Annotated in this window: 10 protein-coding genes; all 10 read right to left on the bottom strand. The window is 50.5% G+C overall.

All coding sequences use genetic code 11. From position 1 onward, the window contains the following. Positions 1–36: 36 nt before the first annotated feature. The 10 genes from BZK40_RS03025 to BZK40_RS02980 all read right to left on the bottom strand — a co-directional run bounded on the left by BZK40_RS03025 (position 37) and on the right by BZK40_RS02980 (position 14,587). Positions 37–675, bottom strand: a complete 639-nt coding sequence (locus BZK40_RS03025; protein ID WP_253193173.1) for an Ssp6 family T6SS pore-forming effector — start codon at positions 673–675, stop codon at positions 37–39. 76 nt (positions 676–751) lie between these two features. Next, on the bottom strand, positions 752–3,376 hold the full coding sequence (gene tssH, locus BZK40_RS03020) for a type VI secretion system ATPase TssH (protein ID WP_079934135.1): 2,625 nt from the start codon (positions 3,374–3,376) through the stop codon (positions 752–754). A gap of 161 nt (positions 3,377–3,537) precedes the next feature. Next, entirely contained in the window at positions 3,538–4,029 is a 492-nt protein-coding gene (gene tssD, locus BZK40_RS03015; RefSeq protein ID WP_003024437.1) for a type VI secretion system tube protein TssD, read from the bottom strand. A 16-nt stretch (positions 4,030–4,045) separates the two neighbouring features. Continuing rightward, the gene (locus BZK40_RS03010; RefSeq protein WP_079934134.1) at positions 4,046–5,710 is read right to left on the bottom strand and encodes an OmpA family protein; all 1,665 of its coding nucleotides are present in this window, start codon (positions 5,708–5,710) and stop codon (positions 4,046–4,048) included. Positions 5,711–5,713: 3 nt separating this feature from the next. Next, entirely contained in the window at positions 5,714–6,355 is a 642-nt protein-coding gene (tssL, locus tag BZK40_RS03005) for a type VI secretion system protein TssL, short form (protein ID WP_003828335.1), read from the bottom strand. Positions 6,356–6,360: 5 nt separating this feature from the next. After that, a complete protein-coding gene (tssK, locus tag BZK40_RS03000; protein ID WP_079934133.1) occupies positions 6,361–7,698 on the bottom strand; it encodes a type VI secretion system baseplate subunit TssK in 1,338 nt (445 codons plus the stop codon). A 23-nt stretch (positions 7,699–7,721) separates the two neighbouring features. Then, positions 7,722–9,251, bottom strand: coding sequence for a type VI secretion system contractile sheath large subunit (tssC, locus tag BZK40_RS02995; protein WP_048225521.1), 1,530 nt, complete (start codon positions 9,249–9,251; stop codon positions 7,722–7,724). 65 nt (positions 9,252–9,316) lie between these two features. Next, positions 9,317–9,814: a type VI secretion system contractile sheath small subunit gene (gene tssB, locus BZK40_RS02990; RefSeq protein WP_048225523.1), complete on the bottom strand. Its 498-nt coding sequence runs from the start codon at positions 9,812–9,814 to the stop codon at positions 9,317–9,319. Positions 9,815–10,282: 468 nt separating this feature from the next. Then, entirely contained in the window at positions 10,283–12,145 is a 1,863-nt protein-coding gene (gss, locus tag BZK40_RS02985) for a bifunctional glutathionylspermidine amidase/synthase (protein ID WP_079934132.1), read from the bottom strand. Between the two features lie 153 nt (positions 12,146–12,298). Beyond that, the gene (locus BZK40_RS02980) at positions 12,299–14,587 is read right to left on the bottom strand and encodes an FdhF/YdeP family oxidoreductase (protein WP_079934131.1); all 2,289 of its coding nucleotides are present in this window, start codon (positions 14,585–14,587) and stop codon (positions 12,299–12,301) included. Positions 14,588–14,670: the final 83 nt, after the last annotated feature.

The raw sequence follows: 14,670 nt of genomic DNA, 5'->3' as shown, positions 1-14,670 counted from the left end.
TATGAAAAATAATACATTAAATATATAGTTATTTCTCTAAACTTCCCAAACCGTCCAGAAAACATTGGCAAACCTCATTAAAAACACTTCATTTGCTTTGTGAAGTTCAATTGCTTTTTCAAAAGGTGAAACAAGATCTTCTATCAGAAAATAAAGCAGATCCAGATCCCCCATATCTTTCAATTTCTGATAATTACCCGGACTCCTTGCAGCCAGATAGCGAGATGTATAGATTGCTCTGGATACTTCCGCTCCCAAAGTAAGAAGCGAGCCTATAAGAGCACCTGAAAAAAATGCTGTGACTAACCGATTAGAAATAACAGCCCCAATTTTAACGCCAGTTAGCTCTGAGAAAATTATCCTTCCAGCACTACTCCCAACAATTTTCTCTGTCATTAAAGCAACGTCCAGTCGCGAAGAAAAATCACTAATAAAAATATCAATAACCTGACCTATCAACTCCTTATTTAACTTTGCTTTATTAAGAAGTCTGGCAAACCTGTATTTATTATCTTCATTCGTTCTGCGATGTTCTGTATCCATAAAATCGTAGGCCAGATATCCCATACTCACAGGAAATGATATAAGCCCTTTAGCCAAAGCAGCTATAAATCCAGAATCATCAACGTTAATAGCTTCGAGCATATCTTTTGCAAGATCTTTAGCACCATCCATATTTAGTCCTTTTGCGCAAAGCATATCCCGATACAAAGTAAAACCCAGCGCTAGTATTATTACTGGGTTTTATTTTTCACTCGCTATCAATTATCAGTTCAATTCCCTCTTCATCACTCCAACTTAAAGTGAGTTGCTGAGGTTTTTGCTGCCGGGAAAGATACGTTAACAACTGCTGGCTAAGCACAGGTAAGATTTGTTGATTGAGCAGACTATCAATATTCCTCGCCCCCGTATCCGGTAGCAGGCAAGCGGCGGTCAGGGCATCAAAAAGGCTCTCGGATATCGTTGTGGTGATGCCGTAGTGACGAAGTAATCGCTGGCTAACCTGATCCAGTTTCATTTGTACAATCGTACGTAGCGCAGATTCACTGAGCGGATGGTAGATAATCGTCTGGAAGCGGGCCAGTAGCGCTGGCTGGAAGTGTTCGCGCAAAAGTGGGCGCAGCAGTTCGTGCAACTCAGACTCTGTGGTTTCCGGTTGTTCTTCCAGCATCTGCATTACAGCGTCGCCGCCAAGATTGGAGGTCATCAAAATAACAGTATTGCGAAAATCAATTTCACGGCCTTCGCCGTCACGCATGAAACCACGGTCAAATACCTGGTAAAACAGATTCATGACGTCGCGATGCGCTTTTTCTACTTCATCCAACAGTACCACGCTATAGGGGCGTTTTCGCACCGCCTCGGTCAGGATCCCTCCCTGACCATAACCCACATATCCCGGAGGTGAGCCTTTTAGCTGGCTCACAGTGTGCGGCTCCTGATATTCAGACAGATTAATCGTGATCAGCGATTTTTCACCACCAAACAGAATGTCAACCAGGGCCAGCGCCGTCTCCGTTTTGCCGGTTCCACTTGGTCCAGTAAGCAGGAACACACCCTGTGGGCCGTTTTCCGGCGTCAGTCCTGTTTTTGATGCCCGCAACCGCTGTGCGATCGCATTCAGCGCGTAATTCTGCCCGACAACGCGTTCTCCCATCTGGGTTTCAAGCGTCAGCAAGTCTACCTGGGAGTCCTTCATTAATGATGACAATGGTACACCGGTCCAGTCGGCAATTACCGTAGCAACGGTGCGCGCGTCTACATCCGGAAACAGCAAAGGATGGCCCTGCTGAAGCATACTTAGCTGCAGTTGCAATTCAACCGTTTCCGCCTGACGAGAAATATCACGGCGGCTGGCCAGCAGTTGCTCAGTGAGCGTTAATTCCTGACCATACTGGGTTTCGCGTTCATCCAGTTCGACAAGCAGACGATTTTCACGCTGTTCAATGGTGGCCAGCCTTTCACCATGCTGACCATTTCCTACCGCGAGGTCTGCAAGCAATGCCTGCTTTTCAATTTCAAGCGCGGTGATCTCAGACTTCAAACGCGTCAGTGGTTCCGGAACGGTATCAAGGCTCATCCGCACTCTTGCACCTGCGGTGTCCAGCAGATCGACGGCTTTGTCGGGTAATTGTCGCCCGGTAAGATAGCGGCGAGAGAGCGTAACAGCAGTTTTAACCGCTTCGTCGGTGATGTGAACGCCATGGTGTTCTGCATAGCGTAATTTCAGACCACGCAGCATTAAGCAAGCAGTGTCATCATCCGGCTCATCCACTTTAACCATCTGAAAACGCCGCTCCAGCGCAGCATCACGCTCAAAATACTGTTTATATTCACTCCATGTGGTCGCCGCGATAGTTCGTAATTCACCTCTGGCCAGAGCGGGTTTTAGCAGATTGGCTGCATCAGCGCCTCCCGCCTGATTACCGGCCCCAATGATGGTGTGCGCTTCATCGATAAAGAGCAGAACAGGCGTTGGCGATTGTTGAACGGCATCAATGATATTTTTCAACCGCTGCTCAAACTCACCTTTCACCCCGGCACCTGCTTGTAACAGCCCAAGATCCAGCGTGCGTAATGTTACTGATTTCAGGCTATCCGGCACGTTACCTTCAGCAATACGCAGCGCCAGACCTTCCACCAGAGCGGTTTTGCCGACACCGGGTTCCCCGACCAGAATGGGATTATTTTTTCGCCGACGGGACAACACATCCACCATTTGCCGGATTTCATTATCGCGACCAAATACCGGGTCGATATCGCCGGCACGCGCTTTCGCGGTTACATCCAGCGTAAATTTATCGAGCACGCCTTGTAATGCTGGCGACAACGTCGACTCAACCTGACCCGGACGCGGTTCATCATCAGGAGAAACCTGCACCAGAGCGGCTTCTTGCAGCCTTTCCGGACGTTCATCCGACTGGACATTTAATAGCGGCAGGAGGCGTTCCAGTTGAGTATGTCCGGCGCTCAGAAGAGGCCACAGGCCATCACACTTCAGTAGCGAAGGCTTTCCCACCAGGGCCATCAGTAGATGCACACCACGTATCTGCGAATTTTCATCCGTTGCGGCACACAGCCACGCTTGTTGCATTAAAGAAAGGAGCGCATCAGACAACTGCGGGCGGCTTTTCACGGAACGAGGCTGAACATCCAGATGCGTCAGCAGCGATTGCCAGAGATTGTCGATATCCCATTCATAACGACGAGCAATGACAGTCATATCGCCCTCCCCCTGCTCCAACAGCTTCAGTAACCAGTGTTCGGGAGTGATTTCTGCATGCGCGCGCGTCTGACATAACGATGCCGCCGCTTCGAGCGCCTGGGCGCAATAGGGGTTGAGACGTCGTAATAACACTGCTGACTGGTGTTCCATTTGCTTCCTGGCTCCCTGTATTCAGGCACGCTACCGCCCGTGGCCGTAATCCAATGCCCATAAGGTAATAGTGATGTTGATACTCTCTGCTAAACCCCCGCCCCGGAAGCTCAGCAGAGGGCATAAAAAAACGGATGAGGAAATCCTCATCCGTTAGCGCATTACGCGGTGGTACGCTCGTTCCAGGCGTCAGAATGGATAATGTTGCCATCCTTATACGTCCAGACGATCTTCTCGTAGCGCAGTTCAATTTGTTCCAGGTGGTTATGCTTCTCTTTTGCGGGATCTTTGATGTCGTACATCACAGGGTTTACTTTCACCACTTTCACGTTGTGTAACGTGGTGTTGAAGTATTCCACTTCCTGACCCGCGTCATTGATGCGATACCATTTGAACTCTGCCTGGCGCAGGGTCTGACCGGTGGTTACAGCCTTGTACAGATATGGACTGGAGGCATCGATTTCCTTAGTGAAAAGGAACGGGGTATGGATGCGCGTACCGGTCAACTTACCTGTATTGTTATCGGTAGGGATGTACAGGTTATGTTCCTGTGCCACCACTTCGATACTGCCTACACGGTCTTTTACGTCAACAGAACCTTTAATATCCGCGCCGCCATCATCTTTCAGCCAAAGGTAGACTGGAATTGCCATAACTCTTTCTCCATTTTTACTTCGCTAATGCGTCACCACCTTGCGGTGACGGTTCCTTCATGCCCGGCAGCCGACAGGCATCAGCCTGCGGTACCAGACTGATCTCTACACGGCGGTTGGCAGCCCGACCCTCCGGCGTATCGTTGTTTTTGTAGGGGCGTAATTCGCCGTAGCCCTGAACGGCAAAACAGCTCTCCGCGACATCACCGGTATCTCGCATCCAGTCACGAACAGATTCCGCGCGTTTGAGAGAGAGCAGCTGATTAGATTTATCGTCACCCACATCATCGGTATGTCCGGCGATGACTATCAGCCACCCGGGTTTGGCTTTGATATTGACCAAAGCCCCAATGAGTACTTTTGTTGAACCCGCTTTTAGCGCCCACTTACCCGTATCAAACAGCGACATACTGTCGAGACGTACAGTTTGCGGGGCAGTCACTTTCGGTTTTTCGGGTGACCCCCAGTCACTTATGGCAACCTGCAAAGGGGGGATCAATCTCATTCCTTGATACAATCCCATTGAAAGAGAAAGTGGTTCGCCACGCTGATACCAGCGCTCAAGGAGTTGTGCATCACGACGAAGTTGATCCTGGGCCAAGATCTTTGGCTCGGCAGGATTACCGCTAAGTTGGCGGTATAGCATCAGGTGATCGTTTGTGATCCTGATGAGATGTTGGTTATTGATAAAGCTGCATGCCATCGCCATTCCGATGAAAATGCCGCATAACAGACCACTTACGCCCACCGTCCGTTGAAATGCTGTCAACGCCCGACGGCGGGATAAGAATGGCAATGCTAAATCTGGAAAAGGCAGCAGTGCGGGCGCTACTGACGCCGCAGGGGAAAGCGTTGTTTGAGCAATGATATGACGTTGCCAGAGGTTATTTTCGCAGACCGCTGATGAGGTGAAACACACAACCCGTAATGCAAAGAAAACAGGCAGAGCATGGTGTTCAGTATCGCCTTGTACCTTCTTCAGCCAGCCCAGTAAATTATCTAACCACACTGCATGTGTAAGATGAAAATGGCGGGCTGGGCTCTCTTGCGAAGAGAAAGGAGCAAAGTCGTCTAATCCCGTAGCCGACTGCACTTCTGCATCCTGAGGGGTTCGAATAAACCAGCGTACAGCCTCATTACATTGAGGAGAATTCAGCCAACAACACAACCAAAACGGCGGTACACCTGATAACCAACGCCGACTCTGGGTCACCACTCGCCGCCAACTGAGCAGTATGTGCTTAAGCGCATCTTCATCAGTATGCCGTTCCGGAGTTAATGCCAGCATTACGGAGACGCGCATAAGAAGCCCTGGACGCTGAGCAGCTATCTGACGAACCAGAGCAATGTAATGCTCAGGGGACTGGACAGATAAATACCAGCCCTGCGAGCTCTCGCAAGAACCGCTGCGTCCGGCAAACAAGGGGGCATTATCGCCACACACGAGCACAACTGGCCCACTGAAACTCTCCGGAGGGAGCGGAACTTCATGCTCGGTATGCGCTGATCTCAACTGGCCATATTGACGCCAGCCGTAAACGATCCCTGGAATGGAAAACAATAAAATAAAGACGGTCAGGCCGCCCCGGACACCCGTACTTAACGGACTGAATCCCCAAACCAGCAACAAAGCCAGCACAGCTGTCAGCACATAGTTAACGATCCCTCGCAACTGAGCCATGTTTTAGCCCTGCCCAATAAGCTGAGCAACCAGCCCTTGTAAGACATGAGAAAATGTTAACCATAAAGCCCCCAACGCCACCGCGCCGACAATCCATGCCTGCCACCAGCGACGCTTACTGCCAGAGAAACCGGACGCCTGCATGATTACGGGCGCATCGTGCGTTAACTTAAAAGGCTTCGCCTGAGCCGCCAGCGCCTCAAGAACATCTTCACGACGTTCGTCACCTTGCTCACGATAGCGCCCAACAAAACCGAGCGTGATTGCGCGATAAAAGCAGGTTATTACGGCGGTATCAGGAACGGGCTCACGCAGCACAGACCGGATGCGTTCCCAGAACTCTTCCCCTGCGTTGGTGGTATTGAAATAACGGGCCTGTAAGGGTGTCGCAAGCCAGGTGATATAACCGCTATCCTGCCGGTTGCGGTTCAACACGCTTTCATCCAGTAACGCACATTGCGTGTAGAGCATATGTTCAACGCTGTGTTCGCTGTACCCCATATCACGCAATGCCTCACGTGCAGATTCAACCCATTGGCTGGCCCGACGATAAAGAACAGCTCCGTCGTCGACTTCTGCCCCGTCACGTAGCTGGCTTACAGCAAGCCATGTTGGCCAGAAAACCTGATCAATTTCCTTATTCATTTATTTCAATCCCTTAATACTGCAAACAGCTCAAGTTGAATCTCTCCCAGCGTTCCCGGCACATAGAAAGCACAATTACCGGCGTCCAACATGGCCTGGGCTGCTGGATGATTAATTTCAAGAGCAAAGTATTGATTTTCCAGTCGTAACGGGATGGCTGCGGGTACATGTGTCAGCGGTTTTAATGGAATACCGCTGAGTGCCACATTGACGACATCTGACACATCCGCCCGGCTCCCTGCTTTACAGAGCTGTGGAAATTGCGCCAGGAGGACATGTGCGGGGAGACCCGAGCGAACGGACAGGTAAAAATCAGCACCTTCACGCAGTCGGGCATCCGACAGAGCGCCATACCAGAACTGTCGCTCCTGCGTCAGTTCAATAGCGACAACACGAGACGGCAGGCTGGCTTCCAGCAGTTCCACCAGCAGAGCAAACAGCGGCGGGAATACCTGCTGCGGATTTGCATGCTGATATGGAGGTACAACGCTGACATCATTTTCTAACGAGAAGGTCAGCAGGCTGCCCGCTAACCGCGCCAGCTCACGCCACAAAAGTTCGGGATGACGGCCTGGGTTTTGCAGCATTTCTTTCAGAACAGGTTCCGAACTATTAAGCGCATTCAGCAGCCAAAACAACGAAACATCTGCTACTGCAAAATCCGCCATTCGTTCGTTACTTTCTCGGCGCAAGGACATCAGGCGGCGACAACGAGCCTGGATACGATGCACCAAATCACTGAGCGAGTTGATTAATAAGGGGCTGGCTGAGAGTGAAAGCGAGGGGGGTAAAAAATCACGTCCCAGCTCCCATTGCCCCTGAGCATTACGAATAAGGCAAGCTACCGGACAAGTCAGGTAAGCGCTGTTATCGTCATGGGCATACCGGAGGGTGATAGCATGCCGCAGCACTGCCATATCAGTCCGTTCCTGACCGGAGAGATCCTGAACTGGCAGCCATTCCTGCTGCCAGCGACACGGACGGCTGACACCGTTGCCTGATGAAAGATTGCCGCCATTAGCTGAAAGCAGCGGCAATGCCAGCACGATATCAACGCTGTTGTAGCCAGTAAGATGCGATAAATCACACGCTGGAGGCAGGTTATCTGAAATACCTGTATCCACTAACGTACCGTCAGGAAAGCGCACAACCAGATTAACGGGATTCAAACGGGAAACCGTTAGCGCACTTTCATCAAACTCCGCGCTGATGACGCCCCACGGTGATGAAAGTGACATGTGAGCAACAACGTCAGCAACGTAAGCATCCCAACGTGTCTGTTGCTGAAACTGTTGGGGAGCCAGAAAAGCCCCCTCGCTCCATAACGGACGATAGATCTTCATCGCACCTCCTGTGCATTACGCCGTTAAGATTTCGACTTAGGCATCTGTGAAACTAACGACAAGCTGACATCCATACCTTCAACCTGGAAATGCGGGATGGCGTACAGGCGCACGCGGAAGAAACCCGGGTTATCCTCAATGTCCTCCACCACGACACGCCCATCACGAAGCGGATGTGAAGCCTGCAAATCATCGCCAGGATCGGTCATTTCGGTTACCAGACTGCGTAACCAGTTGTTTAGTTCAAGCTCAAGCAGGCGGCGATCTTTGGTCGTACCAATGTTTTCTCGCTGCAAGATTTTCAGGTAATGAGCAATACGAGAAAGCAGGAAGATATACGGCAAACGTGAGTTAATTCGACTATTAGCTGTTGCTTCCGGGGTATCAAACTGCGCAGGTTTTTGAGCCGAGTTAGCAGAGAAGAAGCAGGCGTAATCACGATTCTTATAATAAGAAAGCGGAATAAAACCAAGGTTGGCGAATTCAAATTCACGAGTTTCCGGGATCATCACTTCAGACGGGATTTTCACCTGATTACCCGTCCCCAGATCGTACAAATGGATAGGTAAATCTTTAACCGCGCCACCCGCCTGTGGTCCACGGATCTGGACGCACCAACCATTCTTGATAAAACTTTTCACCATATTCACAGCGAAAGAGAAAGATGCGCTGGTCCACAGATATTTTTCGTGATCCGGGCCCTTAACTTCCTCGACATAGTTAAAGCTGCGCACAGGAATGGTATCAGGGCCGTACGGCAAACGCCCGAGTACACGCGGCATAGTTAATCCGATATAGCGTGAATCATCACTATCACGAAATGCTTTCCATTTGATGTATTCAGCACGTTCGAAATAATCATTGATATCTTTTATGGCTGCGACCTCTTCCATATTTTCTTTCAGGAAGAATTTCGGCCCAACTGAACCAATAAATGGCATATGGCAGGCTGCCGATACGCCAGAAATATTGCGCAGTAGCGCGATATCCTGCGGGCTGTTATCAAATTCGTACGCTGAAATCATTGCCGCAATAGGTTCTCCACCTGGCTGGTCATATTCTTCAATATAAACATGACGATATAACCCACTCTGGATAAGTTCCGGCGCGTCATCAAAATCATCACGCAGCGCATCCTTACTGACATCCATCATTTCGACACGGACATTTCGGCGAAAATCGATACCAGAGATCATTGAATGCAAACCACGCCAGAGCGATTCTTGTTTTTGAAATTCAGCATGATGCATAACTTCATTAACCTGATCGCTAATCTGCTTATCCAGACGAGCAATCTGCTCATCGAGTAGCGTTTTATCCAGGCGTTCTAAGGGTTGTGCGGCATCCGCCAGACATGAGACCAGAACCTGAATAGCAGCGGTCACACGCTCCGCCGGAGCGGCATCAGAAAGCGCTTCATCACTCTGCCACGCATCTACATTTTTTAATGACGCGACGGGGGAAAGATTAATTTTGTCAAAGAGGGACTGATAAACACTGCGTTCACTGGTCGTGGTGGTCGCGGCTGAAGAGGTATGTTCCTGAACAGACATCAACATATTCCTTTTATGTTCCTTTACTATTCCTGCCGATTTAGCGGAGGAAACCCTGTAGAGCGTTAAATCTCTTCTGGCATCATAGTTGCCAGCTCATTACGCAATTCCTGACTCAGGGCTGGATCCTTAAGGATTGTTTCCAGCTCGCGACGAAAAGCAGCGTTATCGAGTAAGTTAGATTTCAGGTCACGTAGTAAGTTACGCATAGCCAACAGAACACGTAATTGTGGGATATTTCGTGCGACCTGCTCAGGTTCAAAATCGCGGATATTCTTAAAGGTAAGGTTAATATCGTCCTTTCTGTCATCATCAGCTAACGTATTTTTAACACTTAAATTAACCACTGGTGAAAACTTGGCCAGCACATCGTTAAAATTATTTTTATTAATATCTATCTTTTCACGCTCAGATAATGGTCGCTGCTCTCTGCCATTACTGAAATCACCGACAGTCAGTAGTTTTAAAGGCAATTCAACTTTCTTTTGAACGCCTCCGGTGTGTAAATCTAACTTAATATTAACGCGTGCCGTCGGCACTTCATTCTGAAAACTGTCACCCATACGTCCCTCTCAGACCGGCGACTCCTGCCGGTATTTTGCGTTTCCTAATGGAGCACGTTCCAATCGCTCAACATGTTTCTTACAACGTCATTTCTGCAGGCAGTTAACAATGGCTGTTGATGACAATTAACTATTATAATTATCACGCTAACGCAATCCGATATATTCCATAGGTAAAAACATGATCAATGTCATTAATTAATCGAATAACACATTATGTTTTTATATTTAAAATGACAATCAAGAAGATATTTATCTAATACAAACAACAATAATTATTTAATGATTGATGCATTCATTTAACGAATGCATTAATCATTAAATAAATATTTACCATGAGAATACTTGCTGTCATTTATATAAATATAGACACTCATTTAAATATAAGTACTATCAATCTAATCATAAATAAAAAAACCGGAGAGATACTCCGGCTTTTCATATCTCACTCGTGAGCGAGCAGAAAGATTAGTCTTCCTTCACCACAATCAGCGGTTCGATATCGCTCTCTTTTTTAATCACCAGCGACTCGTCACCGCGCAGGCAGGTACCGCCGTAGTTACCACCTACGGTAAAGGTACAAACCTGGATATATTTACCGGCAACTTTTGGCAGACACCAAAGCTGCTGATAAATGTTCTTCTGCTCGGCAAACTTACCGCTGGTTTTATCCAGTAGCTCTTCCTGATGACTCACCAGATCGATGTTGCTGCCACAACGTCCTGCAATAGGTTTCACCGCATAACCGGTTTGCGCCAGCTCTTCATTAACAGTGAAATCCGTATCAAGCAGATAACGGTGGTGCGGGAACAGTTGCCAGAGGATCGGCAGAATCGCTTTATTGCCAGGGATAACCGTCCACAGAGGTTCGAAGACCAGCACTTCCGGGCGCAGCAACACATCGATTAAGCGCACTTCCTGATTCGTATGCCCGGTACGAATTGGCACCGCGGCGTACTCCGTTTCGCTGACCTCGCGCACCTGCTCAATTGCGGTTTCCCACGCCCAGGTCTTCCAGACGCAGTTCACCAGACGGCCGTCCCCGTCAATCAATTGACCGGCGTCATCCCAGCGCAGTTCATCCAGACCTCGCAGAATTTTGCTGTCAAACCCGGCCTGACGCAGCGCCTGCTGCATAAACTGCGCGTGATAGTTTTCCTCGATATCCTTATCCTGCATGATGTGGACAAACGGACGTGCGCGGCTGTGCTTCCAGGCCCCCGCCAGTTCGTTGATCAACCCTTCAGCCGGGTTGTGTCCCTGCCCTGTGTAGCCCCGTTCGGCCCATCTTTCGAGGATCAAACCGGCTTCGGTATGGCACGATGCGGAATCGGCGTTGTACTCATACACCTTCAGTCCACGTTCATCCATACAGAAATCCATACGCCCCGTAATCATATGATGCCGACGACGCTGCCAGGAAAGGCGCAGGCGCGGCCAGAGGATTTTCGGGATATCAAACAGCGCCAGCAGGTTGTCGTCTTTCAGCACCTTATCGGTCGCATGCAGATACATCAGGTGCAGCTCGTTGGTGGCTTTAATCAGCTCCTGCTCGGCGCTCTCGGTAATGGTGAAGTACTGATGCGGGTCTTGATTAATCACATGGCCGTTCGCCAGCACGTAGGCTTTTTGCAGCGGATCCTGCTCATTCAGCCATTTACCGTCAAATTGCCCGTTATCTTCCAGTCGCGCGCCGCCAATTTTCAGCGAGTCATTGGCGATCTCCGGCTGCGGTAGGCTGAAACGGGTATCATCGGTCTGGATCATCCAACCAAGAATAGTCGTATCGTCAAAGGTATCACGCAGGGTGTAACAACCGTTCTCAACCACCATCTCCAGTTCGCGGGTCCACTGCTGTCCGGGAGGCAGCGGCGTATGGAGCACGTTCTGTTCGGCAATACGGATTTTGTTTTCCAGCAACTGGGTGACGACCGCCACATGCCCGGTATCTTTAAATTCACCGCCTTTTTGCCAGATAAGCAGAGCCCCTGCTACCGGCGCGCGGGGCGAACCATTCGGAAATGCCTGTAACGGTAGGATGTTGTCATTCACTACTTCGCGCAGGAAGCGTAAGGAGAAGATCTCCCAGGCCATACCCACATCGGTGAAGACCATGCCATAGTTAAGGAAGAGAAAGCGGCGTGCGAACTCTACGCACTGCCATTTGTGGCCCATGTATTCATCGTCGATATAGCTGCGAAATGCTGCATCATCGTCGTAGTCCCGTGGGTCGAGGGAGCTGTAATCTGAAGAGTAGATTGCTACGCCACCTGGGGCATAGCCCAATAATGTCCCGAATGGGGCATCCTGACTGGTCGTTCCTTTGCTCATGCACCTTACCTCAAAACAATACAGCCTGAGCAGGTTGGCGTGAATTTTTCGCTCTGATTGCCTGCTCTGCGACACTAACCGGACAGAGGTCGACATCATCATACACCTCAACGCAGCGGCTGGCGCTCAGAGGCGAAAAATTCACAGCAGGAACTACGCTTTGGTCAGGGTGACCGGTACGCTTTTATACGCCGGAGTCAAACTTTGTGTATCTACTGCATCCAGCAAAAGCAGGACATTCGCTTCAGGCAGATAAGCGCCAATTGAGCCAGCCGCCATGTTGTAAATCACCACCGTTAAGCCGTACATGATGCGATCCGCGCAGGGCTGACCGTTGTCGTCCAGCGCCTGAACGTTGACCACATCACCCTGGCTCAGACCGCGGCTCGTCGCTTCTTCGGCGCTTAAAAACACCACATCCCGACGGCCAGTAATGCCACGATAGCGATCGTTCATACCATAAATCGTGGTGTTGTACTGATCGTGGCTACGCAGCGTTGCCAGAACCAGTGCATCAGCAGGCTGATGTTCCCGCTCTACCGCCCGCTGATGGCTGACGATAAAGTTGGCTTTGCCATTCTCCGTTCGCCATTCACGGCGCGAAGCAGGTGTATCCATACGAAATCCGCCCGGCTCGGCAATACGTGCGTTGTAATCGTGGAACGCCGGGATCACGGCTTCAATGGCGTCACGGATCAACGCGTAGTCCCCGGTAAATGCTTCCCAGTTGATCGGAGAATGCGGCAGCGTGGCACGCGCCATGCCCGCCACAATCGCGGGCTCCGATTTTAGCCAGCGGGAAGCCGGCTTCAGCGCGCCACAGGAAGCGTGAACCATCGACATAGAATCTTCGACGGTCACTGACTGGATCCCCGTCGCCTGCATGTCGCGCTCCGTTCGGCCTAATGCAGGTAGCAGGTAGTTATGCTTTGCCAGCAGCAGATGCGATCTGTTCAGTTTGGTCGCCACATGGACCTGCAGATCCAGATTTTTCATCGCCGCAAAGGTACGCTGCGGCTGGGGCATCGCTACCGCCAGATTGCCGCCCATGCAGATGAGCGCTTTTGCGTCTCCCCGCTCGATGGCCCGAATGCTCTCCACACTGGAGCGTCCATGTTTGCGCGGAACGCGGATAGAAAAATGCTTCTCAAGTCGTTGCAGGAAGTCTTCGGACGCCGCTTCGTTGATCCCTACAGAACGATCGCCCTGCACATTAGAATGGCCGCGTAACGGGCAGATCCCCGCCCCCGGCTTACCCATATTGCCTTTCAGCAGCAACAGATTTACCAGCTGCTGGACGTTCTCGGTGCCGTTTTTATGCTGAGTGATGCCCAGACCATAACAAACAATCGTGGCGCTGGATTTACTGTAGCTGTGCGCCAGATCTTCCATCTGACTGCGCGTCAGACCCGAGTCCTGTTCCAGCTCCGCCCAGTTATGCTGACGTAAGTCGTCATACAGCGCTGCATATCCCGCGGTATGTTGGTCGATAAACGCATGATCGAGCGTCGGCTGCTGATCCAGTAGGATCCGCGCTTCGTCCATTTCGATCAGCGCCTTCATTATGCCTTTGAGCAACGAGGCGTCACCGCCCATTTTTACCTGGTAGTAGTCGTTGCTCAGCTCCGTCGCCTGACCGGTGAACATCTCTTTCGCACTTTGCGGGAAGCTAAAGCGCTCAAGCCCCCTTTCGTTCAGCGGGTTGATGGAGATAATTTTGGCTCCACGTTTGGCAACGTCGCGTAAGGTGGTCAACATGCGTGGATGGTTAGTACCAGGGTTATGCCCGATACAAATCACCAGATCGCAGTGGTCAAAATCATCAAGTTCAACGGTCCCTTTCCCAAGGCCAATGGCTGGCGTTAGCCCTGCGCTGGTCGGTCCGTGGCACATGTTTGAGCAATCAGGAAAGTTGCTGCTACCATATTCGCGGGCAAACAGCTGATACAGGAACGCCGCCTCATTTGACGTTCTGCCGGAGGTATAAAACTCAACCTGTTGTGCTGAATCATAGCTGCGCAGACGCTCGCCGATCTCCCGAAAGGCGATATCCCAATCCACCGCCTGCCAGGTGTCTGACACTGCATCGTATTTCATTGGATGCGTCAAACGACCAATGTTTTCCAGTTCATAATCGCTGTAGTGCCAGAGTGTGGAAACCGGGTGACGACTGAAAAATTCCGGTGACGCTTTCTTACTGGTTGTCTCCCAGGAAACCGCCTTAACGCCATTTTCGCACAGCTCCATTACCGCACGATGCCCGGGGTCCGGCCACGCACAGCCCGGACAATCGAACCCTTTCACCTGGTTCATTTTGAACATCGCGATAATGTCGCGCGCGACAGCCTTTTGCGAAAACACCGAAGCAGTGACGGCTTTTACCGCACCCCACCCACCCGCAGGGCCCTGATAACCGCTTACTCCTGGAACACCATTTTTCATTATTACTGCTTATTCACCGCCAATTTTTGATGGTGAATACGGTAGCAATTTCCGTCCAACATTGATTTCCTCTTCATGGAGTA

The organism is Citrobacter portucalensis (genome assembly GCF_002042885.1).
Classification (GTDB): Bacteria; Pseudomonadota; Gammaproteobacteria; order Enterobacterales; family Enterobacteriaceae; genus Citrobacter; species Citrobacter portucalensis.
The sequence above is the reverse complement of the archived record's forward strand: the minus strand, read 5'-3'. Positions and strand labels throughout refer to the sequence as shown.

Coding starts and splice junctions, on each gene's coding strand:
- BZK40_RS03025 (WP_253193173.1), bottom strand. CDS start 675: ATGGATGGTGCTAAAGATCTTGCAAAAGATATGCTCGAAGCTATTAAC.
- tssH (WP_079934135.1), bottom strand. CDS start 3,376: ATGGAACACCAGTCAGCAGTGTTATTACGACGTCTCAACCCCTATTGC.
- tssD (WP_003024437.1), bottom strand. CDS start 4,029: ATGGCAATTCCAGTCTACCTTTGGCTGAAAGATGATGGCGGCGCGGAT.
- BZK40_RS03010 (WP_079934134.1), bottom strand. CDS start 5,710: ATGGCTCAGTTGCGAGGGATCGTTAACTATGTGCTGACAGCTGTGCTG.
- tssL (WP_003828335.1), bottom strand. CDS start 6,355: ATGAATAAGGAAATTGATCAGGTTTTCTGGCCAACATGGCTTGCTGTA.
- tssK (WP_079934133.1), bottom strand. CDS start 7,698: ATGAAGATCTATCGTCCGTTATGGAGCGAGGGGGCTTTTCTGGCTCCC.
- tssC (WP_048225521.1), bottom strand. CDS start 9,251: ATGTCTGTTCAGGAACATACCTCTTCAGCCGCGACCACCACGACCAGT.
- tssB (WP_048225523.1), bottom strand. CDS start 9,814: ATGGGTGACAGTTTTCAGAATGAAGTGCCGACGGCACGCGTTAATATT.
- gss (WP_079934132.1), bottom strand. CDS start 12,145: ATGAGCAAAGGAACGACCAGTCAGGATGCCCCATTCGGGACATTATTG.
- BZK40_RS02980 (WP_079934131.1), bottom strand. CDS start 14,587: ATGAAAAATGGTGTTCCAGGAGTAAGCGGTTATCAGGGCCCTGCGGGT.